This window comes from Bradyrhizobium sp. S3.12.5 (assembly GCF_040548225.1).
Taxonomy (GTDB): Bacteria; Pseudomonadota; Alphaproteobacteria; order Rhizobiales; family Xanthobacteraceae; genus Bradyrhizobium; species Bradyrhizobium cytisi.
Genome location: NZ_JBEPRF010000004.1, coordinates 126,016 through 146,871, shown reverse-complemented (window position 1 = coordinate 146,871; position 20,856 = coordinate 126,016). Strand labels below are relative to the sequence as shown.

Sequence of the window (20,856 nt, the reverse complement as noted above, 5' to 3'; positions counted from 1 at the left end):
ATGGCCGCCTTACGCCGCCTCCGACCCGCCGAGATAGGCGTCGCGCACACGGGGGTCGTCCTTGAGTGTCCGCGCTGACCCCGACAGCACGATCTTGCCGGTCTGGAGCACATAGGCCTCGTGGGCAATCTCGAGCGCAAGGCTGGCGTTCTGCTCGACCATGAACACCGAGACGCCTTCCTGGTTGATGGTGCGGATCAGCTCCAGCACGCGGTCGACATAGAGCGGCGACAGGCCCATGGTCGGCTCGTCCATCACGATCATCCTGGGACGGCTCATCAGCGCGCGCGCCATCGCGACCATCTGCTGCTCGCCGCCGGAAAGTGAGCCGGCACGCTGCGACAGCCGCTGCCCAAGCTTCGGGAACAGCGTCAGCATCTTGTCGAGATCCTGCGCGATCGCCTCGCGGTCGTTGCGCACGAAAGCGCCCATCAAGATGTTCTCGCGGACGCTCATATCCGCGAACAACCGCCGCGCCTCCGGCACCGAGGCGATGCCGCGGCGGACGATCTGCGGCGTCGTCAGCCCGATCAGCGAGGCGCCGTCAAACGTCACCTCGCCCGAGCGCGGCTTCACCAGGCCCAGAATGATCTTCATCGTCGTCGATTTGCCGCTGGCATTGCCGCCGAGCAGGCAGACGATGTGGCCGCGGCCAACGGTGATGGACAGGTCGAAATGCACCTGCGCCTGGCCGTAAAACGTGTTGACGTTTGTCAGGGCCAGCAGCGGTTCGGGTGCGCTCATGGTCATGCCGCGCTCTCCTGTTCCGCCGCTCCCGACAGGCCGTGGCCGAGATAGGCCTCGATCACCTTGGGATCCTTGCGCACCTCTTCGCCGGGCCCTTCCGCGATCTTCTTGCCCTCGTCCATGACGATGACGCGGTCGGAGAGACGCATCACCATCTCCAGCTTGTGCTCGATCAGGAGAATGGTCAGGCCTTCAGCCTTCAATTCGGCGACGAGGCCCTGCATCTCCGTGGTCTCGCTCGGGTTCATGCCGGCGGTCGGCTCGTCGAGCAGCAACAGGCGCGGCTTCAGCGCCAGCGCGCGAGCGATCTCGACACGGCGGCGATTGGCGTAGGACAGGCTGTAGGCGGGCTGGTCGATCCGCGGCAGCAGCCGCTCGCCGAAGCGGGCGAGAATGGTTTTGACCTCCTCGCGCAGCCGCTCTTCCTCAGCCTTAACGCTGGAAGGGCGCAACAGCGCCAGCCCCAATTCCAGGAGCGGGCCGATCACCGGCACCGCCGGCTTCACGGCGCGCAAGCGCGTGTGGGCGCCGATCAGGACGTTGTCCATCACGCTGAGATTGCCGAACACGCGGCCGAGCTGGAAGGTGCGCGCGATGCCGCCGCCAGCCAGCCGTTCCGGCGAGAGGCCGGTGATGTCCTGCCCCTCGAACCGAACCTCGCCCGCATCCGGCCGGTCGAGCCCGGTCACGAGATTGAACAGCGTGGTCTTGCCGGCGCCGTTCGGGCCGATGATGCTAACGAGCCCACCCTTGGCGAGATCGAGATCGATGCCATCGACGGCGGTCAGTCCGCCGAAGCGGCGGGTCAAGCCGCGCAGGGACAACAGCGGTGCATGCGCCTCCGCCATCAGATCGTCCCCAACAGGCCCTGCGGCCTGAACCGCACCAGCAGCAGCAGCACGATGCCGTAGATCAGGATGCGATACTCCGCCGCGATCCGGAATATCTCCGGCAGGCCGACCAACGCCACCGCCCCAACCACGGCGCCCACGACGTTGCCGAGGCCGCCGAGGATGACGACCGTTAGCGCCAAAATGGATTGCTGCGTGTTGAAGGTTTCGTGGTTGATGTAGGAATACAGATGCACGGCGATACCGCCGCTGACGCCGGCGGCGAAGCCGCCGAAGATGAAGGCGAGCGACTTGTAGCGGTTCAGGCTCAGCCCATAGGCGCGCGCGGCGATGTCGTCGTCGCGGATGGCGCGAAAGCTGCGGCCGAGATGCGACGAGAGCAGGCGCGCCTGGAGCAGCGCCAGCGCGACCATCACGGCAAAGCTGAACCAGTACACAGACGTGGGGCTGATCAGATCGTAGCCGAACAGCGACAGCGGCGGGATGCCGGAGATGCCGATCGGGCCGCGCGTCACGCTCTCCCAGTTCAAGATCACCAGCGACACGATCTCGCCTATGGCGAGCGTTGCGATCGAGACGTAATGCCCGCGCAGGCGGAACGACGGCGAGATCAGGATCGTGCCGAGCGCGGCACTCATCAAGCCGCCGGCGATGATGGCGAGACCGACCGGAACGGAGAGCGTCAGCGACAGCAGCGCGGACGTATAGGCGCCGATCGCGAGCAGCGCCGCGTGCCCCAGCGAGACCTGCCCGATCGTGCCGGCAACCAGCGTAAGACTCAGCGCAAGCATGCCAAGCAGCCAGGCGTTGATCAGGGTCTGGAGCATGTAAAAGGACACCGGAAGCAGCGGCAGGACTGCGAACGCCGCGACCGCGACAGCCAAGGCCCAGCGCGGAATGCGCACCGGCCGGCTCGGCGCGATGAACGTGCCGGTGAGCGGCTCGGGCGGCGCCTGCCGGGCGCTGGCGAACAGGCCGTTCGGCCGCAGCACCAGCACGACGACCAGCAACAGGAAAGCAAACAGATTGCGGTAGCTGGTGCCGAACACGGCAACGCCGTAGCTCTCGACCAGTCCGAGCAGCAGACTGCCGACAACAGCACCCGGCACGTTGCCGGCGCCGCCGACGACTTCCGCGACAACGCCCTTCAGCGTTGCCTGCAGGCTCATCGCGGTGTCGATCTGGTTGTAGTACATGCCGACCAGCAGACCGGAGACGCCGCCGAGCGCAGCCGCAATGCCAAACACCGCCTGATTGACGCGGTTGACATCGACGCCCATCTGCATCGCGGCGTCGCGGTCCTGCGAGGCTGCGCGCACCGCCCAGCCGAGCTTGCTGTAGCGCAGGAACACGAACAGCGAGAGCGCGCTGGAGATACCGACACCGGCGATGAGGAGATCAAGCGGCCCGATCGTGCCGCCGCCGAGCTGGAAGCGCACGTCCGGCAACTGGCTCGGCAGCGCACGCGGATTGGGCGAGAAGGTCAGCATCACCAGCTGATCGAGCACGAAGCTGATGCCGATCGTCGCCAGCAGCGGCGCGATCCGCACCGAGTTCTGCAGCGGCCGCAGGCCGAACCGCTCGATGATCAGCCCGACCAGCGCCGCCACCACCGCGACGAAGATGATGGTGATCGGCAGCGGCGTGTGCAGCTGCACCACCGCGACCCAGCCGATATAGGCGCCGACGAGATAGATCGACCCTTGCGCAAAGTTGATCAGCCGGCTGACGCCGAAGATCAGCGCGAGCCCGACCGCAACGAGGGCGTAGACATTGCCGACGATCAGCCCGTTGATCGTGTAGTCGAGCCAGGAAGCCACGCGATGGTCCCAATCAGAGAAAAGCGGCCGAAGCCAGCGCCCCGGCCATCGGGTCAGGTCGGTTTGCCGTCCCAAAGCGCGAACTGGCCCTTGCGCACGACGAGCTCGGCATTCATAGCACCCTTGACGCGGCGGCTGGCAACGTCGAACGTCGCAGCGCCAAAGATGACGCTCGGGACGTCCTTCACTTTGGTAAAGGCGTCGCGGATCGCCTTGCGATCGGTGCCGCCGATCTTCACCACGGCGGCGGCCATGTTCATCGCGTCATAGGCGTACGCATTGAACGCGTCGGGCTCGAGCCCATTGTACTTCTTCTTGAAGCCGGCGATGAATTTCTGCACCTCCGGACGCGGATCCTCCGGGAAGTAGCGCGTGCCGACATGGACGTCCTCGACGGCGTCGCCGCCGAGCTCGAGGAATTTGGGCGAGTAGACCGAGCTCGCGGCGCAGATCACCTGCTTCAGCCCGACCTGCCGGGCCTGCCGCGCGATCAGCGCACCGTCGGAATAATAGGAGATCAGGACCAGCCCGTCCGGATTGGCGTCGCGCACCCGGACCAGCGTGGAGCGGAAGTCGCGCTCCTCGGCGATATAGCCTTCGGTGACCACGATCTCCGCGCCATATTCCTTGGCGGCGTTGTTGAAGTAGTCGCGGCTGGTGCGACCCCAATCGGTGTTGAGGTGCAGCACGGCAAGCTTCTTCAAACCAAGCTTCTTCACGGCATAGGCCGCCAGCAGCGGCTGCTCGTCGGCCTGGCTGACCGACGTGCTCCACATGAAGTCACCGCCCTTGGTGAAGTCAGGGTGCGAATTGGTGAAGCCGAACTGCACGAGACCGCCACGCTGATAGATCGGCGAGGCCGCCATCGATGCGGGGCTCGAGAAATCGCCGAGCTCGAGGACGATGCGGGGATCGGAGATGAATTTCTGAGCGATCGCCACCGACTGGCGCGGGTCGCTCTGGCTGTCCTCGAAGCTGTAGGCCAGCTTGCGGCCGTTGATGCCGCCGCCGGCCAAAATCTCGTCGAGCGCGAGATCAAAGCCCTGCTTCCACTGCGTGCCATATTGCGCGTTCGGTCCCGTGAGGGGACCGCTGACGCCGAGCAGGATCGGCTCGGCGCTGTCGGCAAAGGCTGCGCGCGAAAGCGCCGTTCCCGCGATTGCGGCGGCGAGCGAGCCCTTGACCAGGGTTCGGCGATTGATGTTGCTCATGCACGGCTCCATCCAGTCAGGTGTTACAGACAAGCAGCAATTCTTGTGCCGGTGAAATTGCCTATTTCGAGGGCTCGCCGAGCGACAGCATCAGCCGGTTCGCCCAGTTGAAGAACGAGGCGCCGTTGATGACGTCGACGATCTCGGCGTCGTCAAGGCCGGCACTGCGCAGCTCCGCGATATTATCGGGGCCGAACGCGATCGGCGTCGATGCCAGCGCCACGGACGCCTTGACCACGGCGTTCCAGCGCTCGCCGAGATCGGCGTTGACGCCTTCGTCAAGCAGCTTCTGCACGTCCTCGCGGCGCTTGGAATAGGTGCTGGCGAAGCGCGCATGCACCGAGGCGCAATAGATGCAGCCATTGTAGCGCGAGGTCGCAGCCGCCGCGAGCTCACGCTCGGCGCGCGGCAGGCCGTCGGCTGTGTTGTAGAAGATGTCCTTGTCGGTCTTGGTGCGGGCTTCCAGCACCTCGGGATCGCGCACCAGCAAGCGGAAATATTCCGACTTGGCGCGGGCGCGATCGACGAGACCGGCGAAATGCCGCTCGGTGAGCGCGGCCTCGGGCAACGGCTCGATCCACGAGACCCAGCCAAGCTCATCCTGGGTGAAGACGACGGGCGGATTGACGGTGGCGCTCATGATGCGGCCTCCTCTTAGGCGTTCGCTGCGGCGAGCGAGCGCAAGCCGCTGACGACGCGCACCTGAAACGACAGGAATGCGACGAGTTGGGAGAAGGTGACGATGCCGGTGTTGGACCAGCCGGCGGCCAGCAGCGCCTTCATGTCGGTGGATGCCGCATCGCGTGGCCGGAACACCAGGAGGTGCGCATGCTCGAGCGCCGCGACGAGCCGGGTGCCGAGAACGGACTTGCTCGCCGTACTCACGCGATAAATCAGACCGGCTGTGTTCTCGACCGACAGCGGACCTGAAGGAAATGAGCCATACGGCCCCGAGGTCTTGCCCCGCGCGATCTCGGCCTCGACCGCTTCAAGCAGGGCCGCGCCACCCGCGCTTGCCGCAAGCTTCTCGCGATAGAAGGTCGCAACGGGAGACTCGCCATGGAGCCCGGTCACGAAGGCCGCGACCGCGGCGCGTTCGAGCAGCGAGACATCGCCGGCGTCGATCGGCTCGAACAGCGAGAGATAGCTCTTCTGCGCGTTGTCACGCGCCTGCAGGCGCCGTGCGCGAATGGCGTCAAGCGCCGATCCCGGCTTGATCCCGGCGAGCGTGTCGATGATGTCAGGCGTACTCATCATAATGCCTCGTGCAATCCAAAAAATCCCAACTAGCCTGCCAGCACCACGTCGGCAGCCGTCCGGCTCCAGCCCAGCGCCGGTGCGACCTTGTCGGCCACGAGCTCGATAGAGCGCAGCACATAAGGGTGCGGCGCATCGACCGAGTGAACCTGAAAGACCAGATCAGTCACCCGCTCCAGCGTCGCGTCTGATCGCAGCGAGGCAATGACCTCGTCGGCGCCGCCGACATGGGTGTCGAACGCCGTGATCATCTCCTCCAGCGTCTCGCCGGGGGGAAGGCGACCGCCCTTCATGAACTGCGGCAGCGCGCGGCGCAGCCCGATATCGGCGAGCCGCAGGGCCTCGCGATGATCGTCGGCGACGAACACGCTGCGCGACGCCATGATCCGCGGCTCCGCGCCCGGCGGCAGCGCTGCGAGATAGGCATCGATGATCGGATTCTGGATCTCGGCGAGCGTGGCCTTTGGCGCGTCCTTGGCCCGGGGCTGGGTGCGCGAGAGCAGCAGGCCGTCTCCAGCCTTGCCGGCGCGCGCGCCGCCTGCAACCGAGAATGTCGCCTGCCAGATTCGCTTGTCCAGCTGCGGCCGCTGCGGATAAAGCGTGTCGCCGCCGTCGAGCGGCTTGCCGGTCAGCGCCTTGCGGACGATCTCCAGATTGCGCGCAAAGATCTCGTTACGCTCTGTGCCGTCGAGGCCAAAGGCGGCGAAGGCGGACGGATTACCACCGGTGCCGACGCCGAGCTCGAACCGGCCGTTGCAGAGGAGATCAAGCACCGCGGCGTCCTCCGCCACCCGCACCGCGCTCTCCAGCGGCAGCGTGACGATGCCGGTGCCGAGGCGAATGCGCGAGGTCTGGGCTGCGACATAGCCGAGGAAGGTGAAGGGCGACGGCAGGCCGCCCTCGCGCTCGTGAAAATGGTGCTGCGCGATCCATGCGGAATCGAGACCGGCCTTCTCGGCGCGCACGATCTGCTCGGCGGCGAAGCGATACCGCTCCGCGGGCGGAGCTTCATCGAGAAGCCGCGTGAAAAATCCCAGGCGTTTCAGGTTTGCAAAGCGTTTCATACGACCCCTGTCGGGCGAGGATGGCCACGGCCGCCCAATGATGTCGGTTGCCGGAGCCCGAGACAAGCGGGCAATGCGCAAGGCTGCCCGCCGGGATCGGCGTCCTGCGCTGGACCTTGGCGAGGCAGATTGCCTACCAGCTCGGCAACACGGCGCCCTTGAACTTGGTGAGGATGAACTCCTTCACCTCGGGCGTGTGATAGCTGTCGACCAGGATCTTGACCCAGGGCTTGTCCTTATCGGCGCTGCGCACCGCGATCAGGTTGACATAGGGGCCCTTGGGGTCCTCGCGCAGGATCGGATCCTTGACGGGATCAAGGCCCGCCTGGGTTGCATAATTGGTGTTGATCGCGGCCGCATCGACGTCATCGAGCGCGCGCGGCGCCTGGGCCGCATCGACCTCAATGAACTTCAGCTTCTTGGGATTCTCGGTGACATCGAGCACGGTCGGCTTGAAGCCCGTCCCGTCCTTCAGCTTGATCACGCCCTTGTCGCGCAGCAGCAGCAGCACGCGGCCGCCATTGGTCGGATCGTTGGGGATCGAGATCTTGCCGCCATCGGGAATGTCGGCGAAAGCCTTGTGCTTCTTCGAATAGACGCCGATCGGGAAATTCACGGTAAGCCCGACCTGTTCGATCTTGTAGCCACGGTCGGCCTTCTGGTTGTCGAGATAAGGCTGGTTCTGGAACGAATTGGCCTGGATGTCGCCGGCATCGAGCGCTGCGTTCGGCACCACATAGTCGGAGAACTCGATAAGTTGGATGTCGAGCCCCTGCCTGGCGGCGACCGGCTTCACCGCCTCGAAGATCTGCGCATGCGGCCCCGGCGTCACGCCGATCTTGATGGTCTCGGCCGAAGCCGCGGCCGACCATGCGGCAAGCACGGTTGAGAGGATCAGGGCGGAACGAAACGACATCTTTGGTCTCCGGCTGTAGCAACGATGGGAACCGTCTTCCCCTGCCCGGAGCGCGAAATCAATGAAAAGAACGTTCATATTTGCCGCCTGCGGCGGGCGATGCTTCTCCGTGAGACGTCAAATGGGAAAGAATCCGGAGGCACGCACCCGCTCTAGCCGCGATCGGCGCGCCAGGTCGAGGGCGACAGCATGATCAGCACGCAGATCATGGCGTAGGCGGCGAGCGACACCGTGACCATGGCGGCGAGCCCGGTCATTCCCGCGCCGAAATACGCAACCGCAATCCAGCCGCCACCGGCCGCGATCAGGATGCGCGCGACCGCGGATAGCAGGGGGCCCATCGCCCGGCCCGTGCCTTGCGCGGCGAACGACGTGACGAAGCCAAAACCCAGCGCCGCATAGGCCGGTGCCACGATACGCAGGTACGTCATGCCTTCGTTCACGACGTCCGCGTCGTGGCTGAAGATATGCAGCCAGGCCGTCGGAAAGATCGCGACCAGGAGGCCGATCGAGCCGGTCATGATCATGCCCGCGGCGCCACTGACCCAGCCGATCCTTTGCGCCCGCGCGGTCTGGCCTGCGCCCATGTTGACGCCGACCATGGTCAGCGTCGCCGTGCTGATGCCGAACAGCAGCGGGATCATGATGTAGTCGAGCCGCGAGGCGATGCCGTAGCCGGCGAGCGCAGAGGTGCCGAACAGGCCGACCGCGCCGGTGACGAGGATGACGGTGAGGTTGGTCAGCAGGGCGTTGAATGCTGTGGGGATGCCGACCTTCAACATGTCGCCGAAAATCCTTGCGCGCAGCGGCACGATGTGCAGCCTCAGGCCGGATGCGCCCGAGGCCATGTAGCGCAGCAGGAACAGCATGGCCGCGCCGTAATAGAGCCCGAAGGCGACGCCGGCGCCGCCGATGCCGAGGCCTGGGACGGGGCCGAAGCCGAAGATCAGCAGCGGCGACGCCGGAATCGTCACGATCGCGCCGATCAGCGTCACCAGCGCCGGCACCTTGACGTTGCCGGAACCGCGCAGCGCGGCAGCCTGGAGGTTGACGATCCATGCGGGAATCGCGCCTGCAAACAGAGAGTTCGAATAAGTGATGGCCGCGTCGAGCGCGCCGTCGCGGCCGCCGAGCGCGCGGAACAGCGCGGGGCCGCCAAGGCGCACGCCCAGCGTAAACAGCGCGCCCGCGATGATCGCAAGCACGATGGCATGGAACAGTGCCGCATCCGCATCGTCGCCGCGACCGGCGCCGACCGCACGCGCCACCGACGAGGCGACGCCGGAGCCGAACCCGCCATTCGACATCATGGTCATCAGCATGAAGATCGGAAACACCAGCGCAGCACCGGCCAGCGCATCGGTGCCGAGATAGCCGACATAATAGGCCTCCGCGATGTTGACTGCGGTCTGTGCCACCAGGACGGTCACGGTCGGCAGCGCGAGCTTGAGCAGCGTCGGCAAGATCGGTGCCGTCAGAAGCGCGGCGCGCCGCTGATCGGCGGATGTCGGCACGGTGCGAGGCGCGATCGCGCTGCGCGCCGGGGGCTCGATCGCGGACAAGGGCGGTGCGGCGACGTCCTCGACTGACATTGGGCACGATCCTGTGGTTTTCCGGGGGGCTACCAGCGGTCCGGCAACCATTGAATTATTATCATAATGCTTTATTATGGTCGTAATGCAATAGACAAATCGCTCACGATCCTGTGGCCGGCACCTTCCGGGCCGGCCACAGGAGGGAGTCAGGCTCCATGCGCTACGAAAAGGGACACAAGGACGAAACCCGCCGGCACATCCTCGATGTCGCCTCGGCGCAGTTCCGCGAGAGTGGAATAGCCGCGGTCGGCCTCGCCGGCATCATGTCGGAGGCGGGCCTCACCAATGGCGCCTTCTACTCGCACTTCGCCTCCAAGGAGGATCTGGTGCGGGAGGTGCTGACCGATGCGCTCACCCGGCGCGAAGAGCGGCACAAGGCCAATCTGGAGAACGGCGTCGCGCTCGAGACCACGATCCGCGACTATCTTTCGACGCGGCATCGCGACCACGCCGGGACCGGCTGCCCGATCGCCGCGCTGGTCGCCGAGATCGCGCGGCATCCGAAGGCGACACGCGATGCCTTCACCGGCAAGGTCGCCGACATCGTCGTGCTGATGGCGGAGCAGATCAGACTGGGCACAGCGAAGGAGCGTCGGCGCAAGGCGATCACGATCTACGCGACCATGGTCGGCGCACTTCAGTTGGCGCGCGCGGTCAACGACAAGCCATTGTCCGACGAGATTCTGGAGAATGCGGTGGAAGCGGCGGTTGCCGTTGCCAACGAACGCTGACGCGTTCGAACGTCCGGCCGCCATCTGTGGTGCTTTGGAGGCGGCTGAAATGATTCTCTGGCCGTTGCAATACAGCGAAACTTGATGTCCCGGCAGCGGCCGGTTAGCGTCTGTGCGCGGCCTTACAACTTCCACAAGTTCGCTGAGTTCGCATTGGACCGTCGCCTGAACCCGCTGTCAAGCGACGGTCCAGTTTCCTGCTCGGCAAAGCTGACCGGTTCGGCTTTCGTGATCGCTACACCGGATCGAACGCCCGGATCGGCGGCAGATTGCCGGTGAACTTTTCCACCTCGACCGTCGTGAGCTGGCCGGTGCAGCCTTGCGCGAAGGACGAGGTACCGATGTCGCGGGTCAGCACGTTCGGATTGCCGTGAACGCAGAGCGGCGCCTCGTCTTCGGGGTCCATCGGGTCGTACCAGGCGCCGGTCGGGAGCTGCACCACATCGGGCGCGATGCCGTCAGTGACGTTCACCGCGGCCAGGCAGGCGCCGCGTTGGTTGAAGAGACGGATGATATCGCCGTCCTTGATGCCGCGCGCGTCAGCGTCGCGCGGATTCATCCGCGCGACCTCGCGGCCGCGATGTTTGGCGGCGAGCGAATGTCCGCCGAAGTCGAGCTGGCTGTGCAGCCGCGTCACCGGCTGGTTGGCGACGAGGAAGCACGGCGCGCCGGGTTTCGGCATATCGCTCTTCTCGAGCCAGACCGGATGTCCCGGACAATCCGCATCGCCGTGTCCGGCGATCTTCGCGGAGTAAATCTCGATGCGTCCGCTCGGCGTCGGCAGCGCATGCGCGACCGGGTCCTCGCGAAAACTGCGCAGCCGGCCGCCATCGTCGGGCTGCTGCGGCACGACCAGGCTGCCGCGCTGCCAGAACTCCTCGAAGCTCGGGGCCTCTAACCCGCGCTTGGCGAGCGAGACGCGGGTCGGCTCGTAGAGATGCTCCAGCCACTCTCGCGAGGTGCGCCCCTCGGTGAAGGGCTCGCGGGCGCCGAGGCGATCGGCAAGATTGGCGAAGATATCGTAATCGTCGCGCGCAAGCCCAAACGGCTCGGCAATGCGGTGCATCGCAACCATCAGCGGATCGTTGGTGGAATAGCCAATGTCCTCGCGTTCCAGCGTCATGGTCGAGGGCAGCACGATATCGGCGTGGCGCGCCGTCGCAGTCCAGGCGAGCTCGTGCACCACCAGCGTATCGACTTTCGCGAAGGCCTTGCGCAGGCGGTTGATGTCCTGGTGATGATGGAATGGATTGCCGCCGGCCCAATAGACCAGGCGGATGTCCGGATAGGTGCGCGTCTCGCCATTGTAGCGATAGGTGCTGCCAGGATTGAGCAGCATGTCGGCGATGCGCGCCACCGGAATGAAATCACGGACGCCGTTGCGGCCCTGCCCCAGCGTCGGCCCTGGCACGTCGTTGACGCGGCGGCCGTAATAGCCGATCGCGCCCAGTGAATAGGCGTAGCCGCCGCCGGGAAGACCGATCTGGCCAAGGGCTGCCGCCAGCACCATGCCCATCCAAACCGGCTGCTCGCCATGCTCGGCGCGCTGCAGCGAATGCGAGACGGTGATGAGCGCGCGCTTGCCGGCAAGGCGCCGTGCCAGCGTGTGTATGGTGTTCGCGTCGACGCCGCAGATCGCGGCCGCCCATGCGGCGTCCTTGGCCTGCCCGTCGCTCTCCCCGGTGAGATAGCGCAAGAACACCGGCCATCCCTCGGTGTAGCGATCGAGGAAGGCCTGGTCATGCAGAGCTTCGCTGACCAGCGTGTGGACGATGCCGAGCATCAGGGCGGTGTCGGTGCCGGGGATGCATGTCATCCATTCCGCGCCGGCCTCGACAGGCAGGTCATCCCGCAGCGGGCTCATCAGGATGAACTCGCAGCCGCGCTTCCGCGCCGCTTCCATCGCACCGCGCTCGACGTGCTTGCTGATCGAGCCGCCGGCGACCATCGAGTTCTTCAGCGCCATGCCGCCGAACGCGAGCACGATCTCGGTCTCGGCCGCGATCTGCTCCCAGGTGACGTTGCGCTTGGTGATGTCCTCGTAGCCCGCCATGATCTGCGGCAGCAGCACCGAGGAAGCGCCCGAGGAATATGAGTTCACCGAGCGGACATAGCCGCCCATCGCGATGTTGAGAAAGCGATGCACCTGGCTCTGCGCGTGATGCAGCCGGCCCGCGCTCGACCAGCCATAGGAACCGCCGAACACGGCGCCGGGGCCGCGCGTGTCGCGGATGCGCATAAGCTCATCGCCGAGCAAATCGAGCGCCTTCTCCCAGCTGACGGAGACGAATTCGTCACGGCCGCGCCTGTTATCGGGACCGGGCCCGCGCTCGAGCCAGCCGCGGCGGATCGCAGGCTGTGCGATGCGCGCCTGGTGGCGCAACGCGCCGGGGAAATTGTCGATGATGCCGTTCGGATCGGGATCGCCCGCATAGGCCCTCACCTCCAACCCGGCTGCGCCATTGCGTGCGGAAAACACGCCCCAATGCGAGGTGTGCGGCTTGAAGCCGTCCGACAAATCGAGGCCGGGGTCGGGGAAGCCAATCGTATCGTCCATCGCGTGGCCCTCGTCGCGGAGCGCCGTGCAGGCGGCTCCGGTCGCAATCATGGACGCAATATAATGAGGCGCGCACGTGGAGGGCAACGAATTACGGACCCCTGGAACCGCGCGCATGGCCGCATCCCGCAGATCGCACGGCGGCCTGCGGCGCGTTCCCCCTCAACCGGGCATCTCGAGCTGCGCCCCCGCTCAGCTCTGGGCGTCAACCTGGCTCGTACGATCGGATGACGCGGCCTGCCGCGCGGCATAGGCGGACGCAGCTGACGATGTCGGTGAATATTGCGCGAGGGATTCGGTGAGCTCCTCGGCAGCCTCGGTGAGCTCCTTCATCACCGCGGCGCTGTCCGTGACCTGATTGCCGGAAGAATGAATGACCTCGAACGACAATCCGTTCGGAAGATCGACGTGGATCTTGTCGATTCCGACGGTATCAGGGGAGTCGTCATTCTGCGATTGGCCAGTCGCGGAGGACGAATTTCCCGATACCTGCTGACTCGCAAACCGCTGCACGAAATCTTCGATGGATTTGAGCGCGCTGGCGTCCAGGCCGCCGCCACCGAAATGAACGATGCCGACCGACATGCCGTTCGGCAAATTGACCTTGACCTCGTCGTAAGGCGTGCCGTCATGCATCAGCGAGGCGAAGGTCGAGACGTCTCCCTGCGAACCATCGGTCGATTTCGAGGGGCCGGTGGATGACGACGAACCCGTCGCGCTTCCACCACTGATGCTGCTCATGCTGCCGATGCTCATACGCGAACTCCACTGTCATTGCGAACGCACGTTCCGCGTGCAATGGGCATGCCAGACGGGAGATTCATTGCCATCAAGGACTTATCGCGAACGCGAGTCGGCAGATCCATCGCGACGGCAAATCTGTCCCGGCAGAAGCTGCCGACCTGCCGCCACATCGTCTTGCCGAACGCGCGCTCGTCATTTCGCCGCAGGCCTTTCCGACGTTGTCGGCATTGCCGCCTCGTCCCTGATGCAACATGATGGGGTCGGTGACGACTGTTCCTGTGGCAGCTGGAGGTCATCTGATGGACGAAAACGACATCCGCGGCTTCATCGCGGAGGTGAAGCAGGGCACGCTCTCGCGACGCGCGTTCATCCAGACCATGGCTGCGGTCGGGATCGCAGCTCCAGTCGCGAGCCAGATCCTGCTCTGGAACGGCGTGGCGATGGCGGACGCCACGCTGGCCTACAAGCCGACCAAGGCCGGCGGCGGCGGTCCGCTCAAGCTCCTGCTCTGGCAGGCTCCGACGCTGCTCAATCCGCATTTCGCACTCGGCACCAAAGACCAGGTCGCCTCGCGCGTCTTTTTCGAGCCGCTCGCCGGCTGGGACAAGGAAGGCAATCTCATCCCCTGCCTCGCCGCCGAGGTCCCGACCAAGGCGAATGGCGGCCTCTCCGCCGACGGCACCACCGTGATCTGGAAGCTGAAGCAGGGCGTGCGATGGCACGATGGCAAGCCCTTCACCGCCGACGATGTCGTCTTCACCTGGCAATACGCCGCGGATCTCGCCACCGCCGCCTACACCACGGGGTCCTATCAGAACATCACGGTCGAGAAGATCGACGACCACACCGTCAAGCTGACCTTCAAGGCCCCAACCCCGTTCTGGGCCGACCCCTTCGTCGGCTCGGTCGGTCAGATCCTGCCGAAACATCATTTTGTCGACTACGTCGGCGCGAAATCGCGCGACGCGCCGGGCAATCTGAAGCCGGTCGGCACCGGTCCCTACAAGTTCGTCGAGTTCAAGCCGGGCGATCTGCTCCGGGCCGAACGCAATCCCGACTACCACGTCAAGAACCAGCCTTATTTCGACACGTTCGAGATCAAGGGCGGCGGCGACGCGGTCTCCGCGGCGCGCGCCGTGCTGCAGACCGGCGAATATGACTATGCCTGGAATCTGCTGGTCGAGGATGAGATCCTCAAGCGCATGGAGGCCGGTGGCAAAGGCAAGGTGGAGTTCACGATCTCCGGCGGCGTCGAGTTCATCATCCTCAACACGACCGACCCGTGGACCGAGGTCGACAGCGAACGCTCCAGCGCCAAGACGAGACACCCGACGCTGTCCGACCCGGCCGTGCGCCGCGCGCTCAACCTGCTGATCGACCGCGACGGGATTCAGAAATTCATCTACGGCCGCGGCGCCGTCGCAACCGCCAGCTTCGTCAACCAGCCCCGCCAGTTCAAGTCGAGCAAGCTGGTTTACGAGTTCAATGTCGACAAGGCGAACAAGATTCTCGATGAGGCCGGCTGGAAGATGGGTGCCGACGGCATCCGCGAGAAGGACGGCAAGAAGCTCAAATACGTATTCCAGACCTCGATCAACGCCCCGCGCCAGAAGACGCAGGCCATCATCAAGCAGGCCTGCCAGAAGGCCGGAATCGAGATCGAGCTCAAATCGGTCACCGCATCGGTGTTCTTCTCCTCCGACGTCGGCAACCCCGACACCTACTCCAAATTCTATTGCGACATGGAGATGTACAACACGACGATGCCGCAGCCCGATCCGGAGCGGTTCCTGAACCAGTGCGTGTCCTGGGAGATCGCCAACAAGGACAACAAATGGCTCGGCCGCAACGTCTCGCGCTGGTCCGATCCGGAGGCCGACAAGGCCTACAAGGCCGCACAACAGGAGCTCGACCCGGTCAAGCGCGCCGCGCTGCTGATCAAGGTCAATGAGATCTTCTGCGCGGCCAACATCTTCCTGCCGTTGCTGTCGCGCTACATCACCGGCGGCGCCGTCAACAACCTCATGACCGACATCTCGGGGTGGGACGTCACGACGTGGAATGTGGCGAGCTGGTATCGGAGCTGAGGGCGGACACATTCCGTAGGATGGGTCCAGCACTTGAGAAACCCATCATCCTTCGTCGTTCGCCTGGCCTTGATGGGTTTCGCTTCTCCGCTCTACCCACATCGTCATTGCGAGCGCAGCGAGGCAATCCAGAATCCCTCCGCGGAAAGACTCTGGATTGCTTCCGCCTTCGCCAAGGCTTCGGCGGACAAGTCGCTGCGCTCGCAATGACGGAGTATGAGGCAACGGCTTCGCTCCGCATTTCGCCCGAGCTTTGCATGATCACTCGAAGCCGAGAGGGCGCAGGGAAGGCCGGGTGCTGATCTCGCACCCGCGGTCTGCTGCGCGAAATGGTAGCGCAGGAAAACCGCACAGCAGCATACCAGGTGGCGCCGATCACTCCGCCTTCCCTGCGCAGTGGTTTGACGGCTTATGCTGTGCTCTCCCGGGAGCCGAGTTCGTTCTGGCCTCCCTCACTTCCAGCGAATTGACGGTGCGGTTGACCCGGTTGGGCGCTCCACACCTCCGCGAAAGCTTGGCCGTAGCGACGACGGCCAGGACCACACGGTTTTACGCACGGCTCGCTGGTTCGCCGCATTATCTTCCAGCGTTGTCGACGTCGCCGGAAGAATGCAGGCGAGACGAACCCTAGATAGTGCCGCTCGTCGGCACGCGGTTTCGGGCTCACAGGGACTACCCGCCCTGCCCGCTCCTCTCGCACCCAACGCTGCCCGCGTCCACCGCAAGCCCGGCTCGCGAACAAGACGACACGAGATCACCCCTCAAGGATGAGCCGGGACGCCGCAACACATACGCCATTTCCGAATTTCGGTAAAGTGGAATATTTTTGTGGGAAGGGGTTGACGGGATGCGAAACAGGACGGGGCTTGAAGACATGCCGAAAAGGAAGACATGCTCGGACCGTCGCCGCAATTCACGGCTCATCCGATGAGCCATCGCCCTTTGTGGATATCGAACTTCACCGAGCCTTCGTCTCGCATTTTCAACAGGAGGGACTGACAAGCTTCCTCGTTCGCGACATTGGCGCGTTTCATGACTTCGTAGACTTTGAGCGGCTTCTCTCGAAGCGCGATCAGGATATTTTCTCGATCATTCAGCACAACGAAACTCCTCCGACCAACAAGCGCGCCAGATCACTGAAAGTACGACAGCTGATCTTCAGTCACGACCCGTTCGACATTCCCCGACTTGCTCTTGATACGGTATCGAAGACGTCCATCTGCCTCGATGGGCATGCATTGAACGATGGTGTAAACCATTGCCGGATCAATGGCTGCACGTCCTTGTGGACCCTGGGGCTGGTGGCGAACGTCTTCATTCAGCTTATAGGCATATGACATGTGCTTACCTCTAAAGTGATCTACGATTGCTCTACTGTAGAGCATGCTGTGACGCAATGTAACCATTGCCCTCCCGCTCAGACCAGCAAAAACAGCGCTGCGCAGTCCGACCGTGTCCAACGATGTCCTCAGGTTTGGGGCCGGTCTGCGTTCGTGTGGCAGCTTCGCCGGTGCGCTAGAACCGTTGGGTGAACGCCCTGCACTTTTGAGGTCGCCGACTGCGCGACAAGCGTCTATTGTTCCCACGACTCATTTGAACAGCTCTGGACAAGTCGCAGGTGCAAGGATCGAGCATGACCAAACGGACGCGCTCCGCCGAGCAACAGCTCGCGGATGAAGCAGACCGAAAGGCGCAAAATCCAATCGGGGCGCGCCAAACGATCGCGGACAGCCACGCCGATCCGGAGTTCCAGGAAAACCATAAGCGCCTCAGGGCGGAGCGCCTGGCGCGAGATGCCGGGCTGACAAGCAAGAATTGACCCGACTATCGAGCAGCGTCTGGATCGAGAAAAGATGACAAAGACATTTGGTGAGCACCAACCGCCGAAGCCAATCAGCAAAGCGGAGCGTGAAGCACGCAAGGCCTTCCGCCAAGTCGATGCAGTGAAGGCAATGTCCGAGCACGCGCTCGCCGAGCAGGCCTTCGCTCAGAATCGAGAGCGGCTGAAGGCAGAGCGGCTGGCGCGGGAAGCCGCAGCGGGCCCGGCGCCAAAAAAGCAGCCCAAGACGAAGAGCAAGTGAAGGCGCACAAACAGCTGCACGATTTGAGCTTGCAGGAGCGGCTCTAAAGCACCGCCAAAGCTTCTTCCCAGCTGGAGCGGTGAGCCACTCGGCCCGCCTCGTCATCGCGCGCCAAACATATTCGCGATAGCAGTTAAGTGCACTGTCACCGTAATATAGAGTCCAGCTCGGCGTAGCGCTCCAGCAGTCCGATAGCCGAGGGCAGCTGACTCGCAGGCGTCGTAGTTTGAGAATTCCGGCGACTCGCGCAGCAGCTGCTGCGGGAACTGTCGGTGGCTGCGGGAGGCGCAACCGCCGATACCGACACTCGTGCAAATTGCGATCTAATCGAGGCCATCCCTGCGTCCCGAACGCAGTGAACATCTTCTAAGCTGTTGATTTTTCTTGCTGCGGCGTTCTGGAGCGAGAACGGTGAAGACCGCCGCGCCCTGGCCGCAATGAAGGTTCTGGATGAAACGATGCGGGATCAAGAACCCTCGAGCGCTCGCCCCCTCGCATTGGCGTCACGACCGCCGAGTTTCCGTAACGCTCAAGAGGGCACGCGCAACCCAGCTGGTCGCGCCGATGGGGGACCGGTCCCTACTTCAGGTGCAGTCGCATCAGGATATCGTGATTGTGATTGCCGAAGCCGCGGCCGAAGATGTTGACCCCTCCAGGGTGGGCCGCGTCGTCGTCGATGCCGACGCGCAGCCGGATCGAATGGTGCTCGGCGAGTCGCAACTGGGCCAGGGTCACCGACGACAGCTTCTTCGCTCCCATGTAGGTGCCCTTTGGGGAAATGTGCCACTGGGTCAGCGCGCCGTATTGCGAGCCTTCGAGCTTCCACCATCGCGGGGTGTGGACGCCGCGGCGATCGCCGTAGTCGCCCGGTGAGGTCCAGGTGCCGACCTTGACCTCATTCACCCACAGGCTGATGTCCGAGGGCCAGTCGGCATTGGTGCCCGGCACCTCCGACGATAGCTCCAGCGCGAATTCGAGCGCCTCGACATTGGCATTCAGCACTTTTGCGTTGTTGGGAAACTTGTATTCGACATGACCGCGCCCGAACCAGATCAGGGCGGCCTGCACCCGGCACGGATCGAGAAACAGGTCGGGCACGTCGAGCACGCCCATGATGCCTTTGGTCGAACACAGCCCGCAGGGTGCCGAGACATTATAACTGGTGTACAGCCCGACCGGCATCTCGACCTCGATGATGTCCTTTTGCCGACTGGTCTCCTCACCATCGAGCCGGATCACGATCTCGTCGAACCGAGCGGCGCAGATCTTCTGCTGGCCCTTGCGGGCACGACCGATCTCGGTGTCGATGAGTTCGGACTCCTCCAGGATCTGGATATTGGTCGCGATGGTCGATTGCGGCAGCCCCAGCGCCTCGCTGATCTGGTTGACGTTGAGCGGACCGCGCCGCCGCAGCAGCCGCAGGATGCGCACCCGCACCGGTGAGGCGAGGCCGCGGACGATCTCGAACTGCTGCTCGGGATCGACGTTGAGAAAGCTGCGGATACCGTTCGACTTCGGCACGGCCCGTGCCCGTTCCCGCTTGCCGGCGAGTCTTGTCCGCTTCTTCGGATCCGAATTCCTGTCGAGCATGCTGGAGTCCTCGCTGTCCGAGCCGGCAATACCGCACCGGCTCGGGATCCGCGATGTCAGTTCGCGTACAAATGAATCACATTCCACGACGCCGGCTTCAGCCGAGCCCGAATCTGGCCGCCCTCCACGCTCACGCCCTGCAGTGGAGCCGGCTTGACGCGCTCCGCCGCATCCTTGGTGTTGGTCGCCTGGAGGTCGTCATGCCGCAGTTCAAGCGCTTCGCCAACCGCGAGCCGCCCAAAACTCCTGGCTTCGAGACTGATATCTGTCTCCTGGCTGAGGTCGCGGTTGAGCAGGAACAGCGAGAGGCCGCCGCTCTCGCCGGCGACCGCCGCCAGCTTCAGGTACGGCACATTGCTGACCGGGAAGGTCTGCTCGTCGGTACCGCGCGGATCGTAATAGGCCGAATCGTAGGTCTCGGACTCGACCTGGGCGCGCAGCACCTTGCCGCGACCGAGCCGGCTCACATGCGCGAACGGGAAGAAGATGGTCTGCCGCCACGCCGGTCCGCCGGTCTCGGTCATGATCGGCGCGATCACGTTGACCAATTGGGCGAGGCAGGCGGACTTGATCCGGTCGGCATGGTTGAGCAGCGAGATGCAGGCGCCGCCGAACGCCAACGCGTCCTCCATGGTGTAGATCTCCTCCAGGATCGGCGGCGCCGCCGGCCAGCCTTCCTTGACCCGGTCGGCGCGCTTGCGCCGGGTGCGATACCACACGTTCCATTCGTCAAAGCTCAGCATCATCCGCTTGGTTGAGCGGCGCTTCGCCGCTACCGAATCGGCGATCGCGACGACCTCGTCGATAAACCTGTCCATCAGGTCGGGGGCGGCCAGGAAGGCGGCGGTGTCCTGCTTGTAGTTGTTGAGGTAAGTGTGCAGCGAAATGTATTCGGCGTGATCGAAGGTGTGCTCGATCACGGTGTCTTCCCAATGCCCGAACGTTGGCATGTTGCGCGCCGACGAGCCGCAGGCGGCGAGCTCGATGGTCGGATCGACCCAGCGCATCATCTTGGCGGCTTCCCGCGCCACGGCGCCGTAGGCGGCCGCGGTCTTGTATTCCATCTGCCAGGGACCATCCATTTCATTGCCCAGGCACCAGAACTGGACGCCGTGCGGCTTCTCCCAGCCATGGGCGCGGCGCAGGTCAGACCAATAGGTGCCGCCGGGATGGTTGCAATATTCGACGAGGTTGCGCGCGGCGTCGCCGCCGCGGGTACCGAGGTTCACCGCCATCATTGGCTCGACGCCGGCGACCTTGCACCAGTCCATGAACTCGTTGGTGCCGAACGTATTCGGCTCGGTGGTAAACCAGGCAAGGTCGAGCCGCGCCGGCCGCTGGTCGACCGGGCCGACACCATCCTCCCAATTGTAGCCGGAAACAAAATTGCCGCCGGGATAGCGCATGATGGTGGGACCGAGCTCCTTCACCAGATCGAGCACGTCCTTCCGGAATCCCTTCTCGTCGGCGGTCTTGTGGCCTGGCTCGTAGATGCCGCCGTAGACGCAACGTCCGAGGTGCTCGACGAAGGCGCCGAACAGGCGCGGATCGGTCTGGCCGATGACGAAATCGCGGTCCATCAGAACTTTTGCTTTTCTCACTTTT

At 64.3% G+C, this 20,856-nt stretch carries 18 protein-coding genes; 5 read left to right on the top strand and 13 right to left on the bottom strand.

The genetic code is table 11. The features are described 5' to 3' along the window. Positions 1 to 9: 9 nt before the first annotated feature. The 9 genes from ABIC09_RS06720 to ABIC09_RS06680 form a co-directional block, all read right to left on the bottom strand. Complete coding sequence (locus ABIC09_RS06720; RefSeq protein ID WP_354033120.1) at positions 10 to 750, bottom strand: ABC transporter ATP-binding protein; 741 nt, start codon at positions 748 to 750, stop codon at positions 10 to 12. After that, positions 747 to 1,595, bottom strand: coding sequence for an ABC transporter ATP-binding protein (locus ABIC09_RS06715; protein ID WP_354085459.1), 849 nt, complete (start codon positions 1,593 to 1,595; stop codon positions 747 to 749). Before ABIC09_RS06715 ends, ABIC09_RS06720 begins: the two co-directional genes overlap by 4 nt. Beyond that, positions 1,595 to 3,418 carry an ABC transporter permease gene (locus ABIC09_RS06710; protein WP_354108777.1) on the bottom strand — a complete coding sequence of 608 codons (1,824 nt, stop codon included), beginning with the start codon at positions 3,416 to 3,418 and terminating at the stop codon, positions 1,595 to 1,597. Before ABIC09_RS06710 ends, ABIC09_RS06715 begins: the two co-directional genes overlap by 1 nt. A gap of 53 nt (positions 3,419 to 3,471) precedes the next feature. Next, on the bottom strand, positions 3,472 to 4,629 hold the full coding sequence (locus ABIC09_RS06705) for an ABC transporter substrate-binding protein (protein WP_148750879.1): 1,158 nt from the start codon (positions 4,627 to 4,629) through the stop codon (positions 3,472 to 3,474). Positions 4,630 to 4,690: 61 nt separating this feature from the next. After that, positions 4,691 to 5,269: an alkylhydroperoxidase domain protein gene (locus ABIC09_RS06700; protein ID WP_354108776.1), complete on the bottom strand. Its 579-nt coding sequence runs from the start codon at positions 5,267 to 5,269 to the stop codon at positions 4,691 to 4,693. 14 nt (positions 5,270 to 5,283) lie between these two features. After that, positions 5,284 to 5,883 carry a CMD domain protein gene (locus ABIC09_RS06695; RefSeq protein WP_354108775.1) on the bottom strand — a complete coding sequence of 200 codons (600 nt, stop codon included), beginning with the start codon at positions 5,881 to 5,883 and terminating at the stop codon, positions 5,284 to 5,286. Between the two features lie 32 nt (positions 5,884 to 5,915). Next, positions 5,916 to 6,950, bottom strand: coding sequence for a putative FMN-dependent luciferase-like monooxygenase (locus ABIC09_RS06690; protein WP_354108774.1), 1,035 nt, complete (start codon positions 6,948 to 6,950; stop codon positions 5,916 to 5,918). Positions 6,951 to 7,083: 133 nt separating this feature from the next. Further along, complete coding sequence (locus ABIC09_RS06685; protein ID WP_354108773.1) at positions 7,084 to 7,866, bottom strand: MetQ/NlpA family ABC transporter substrate-binding protein; 783 nt, start codon at positions 7,864 to 7,866, stop codon at positions 7,084 to 7,086. 152 nt (positions 7,867 to 8,018) lie between these two features. Then, positions 8,019 to 9,458, bottom strand: coding sequence for an MATE family efflux transporter (locus tag ABIC09_RS06680; protein WP_354108772.1), 1,440 nt, complete (start codon positions 9,456 to 9,458; stop codon positions 8,019 to 8,021). Positions 9,459 to 9,616: 158 nt separating this feature from the next. On the opposite strand from ABIC09_RS06680, the gene ABIC09_RS06675 reads away from it, so the two are divergent. Continuing rightward, the gene (locus ABIC09_RS06675) at positions 9,617 to 10,192 is read left to right on the top strand and encodes a TetR/AcrR family transcriptional regulator (RefSeq protein ID WP_148750873.1); all 576 of its coding nucleotides are present in this window, start codon (positions 9,617 to 9,619) and stop codon (positions 10,190 to 10,192) included. A gap of 235 nt (positions 10,193 to 10,427) precedes the next feature. On the opposite strand, the gene ABIC09_RS06670 is transcribed toward ABIC09_RS06675, so the two are convergent. Next, entirely contained in the window at positions 10,428 to 12,749 is a 2,322-nt protein-coding gene (locus tag ABIC09_RS06670) for a molybdopterin guanine dinucleotide-containing S/N-oxide reductase (protein ID WP_354108771.1), read from the bottom strand. A 192-nt stretch (positions 12,750 to 12,941) separates the two neighbouring features. Further along, a complete protein-coding gene (locus tag ABIC09_RS06665; RefSeq protein WP_354033128.1) occupies positions 12,942 to 13,505 on the bottom strand; it encodes a hypothetical protein in 564 nt (187 codons plus the stop codon). 287 nt (positions 13,506 to 13,792) lie between these two features. Between ABIC09_RS06665 and ABIC09_RS06660 the strand changes: the two genes are divergently transcribed. From ABIC09_RS06660 to ABIC09_RS06645, 4 genes are all read left to right on the top strand, one after another. Further along, positions 13,793 to 15,580: a peptide ABC transporter substrate-binding protein gene (locus tag ABIC09_RS06660; RefSeq protein ID WP_354108770.1), complete on the top strand. Its 1,788-nt coding sequence runs from the start codon at positions 13,793 to 13,795 to the stop codon at positions 15,578 to 15,580. 944 nt (positions 15,581 to 16,524) lie between these two features. After that, the gene (locus ABIC09_RS06655) at positions 16,525 to 16,917 is read left to right on the top strand and encodes a hypothetical protein (RefSeq protein ID WP_354108769.1); all 393 of its coding nucleotides are present in this window, start codon (positions 16,525 to 16,527) and stop codon (positions 16,915 to 16,917) included. A 296-nt stretch (positions 16,918 to 17,213) separates the two neighbouring features. Next, positions 17,214 to 17,399: a hypothetical protein gene (locus ABIC09_RS06650; RefSeq protein ID WP_148750867.1), complete on the top strand. Its 186-nt coding sequence runs from the start codon at positions 17,214 to 17,216 to the stop codon at positions 17,397 to 17,399. Between the two features lie 34 nt (positions 17,400 to 17,433). Then, positions 17,434 to 17,661, top strand: a complete 228-nt coding sequence (locus ABIC09_RS06645; protein ID WP_148750866.1) for a hypothetical protein — start codon at positions 17,434 to 17,436, stop codon at positions 17,659 to 17,661. A gap of 579 nt (positions 17,662 to 18,240) precedes the next feature. Here ABIC09_RS06645 and ABIC09_RS06640 read toward each other — a convergent pair. Both ABIC09_RS06640 and arfA read right to left on the bottom strand, forming a co-directional pair. Then, a complete protein-coding gene (locus ABIC09_RS06640; RefSeq protein WP_148750865.1) occupies positions 18,241 to 19,251 on the bottom strand; it encodes an ArsR/SmtB family transcription factor in 1,011 nt (336 codons plus the stop codon). Positions 19,252 to 19,307: 56 nt separating this feature from the next. After that, a complete protein-coding gene (gene arfA, locus ABIC09_RS06635) occupies positions 19,308 to 20,852 on the bottom strand; it encodes an arabinosylfuranosidase ArfA (RefSeq protein ID WP_502917653.1) in 1,545 nt (514 codons plus the stop codon). Positions 20,853 to 20,856: the final 4 nt, after the last annotated feature.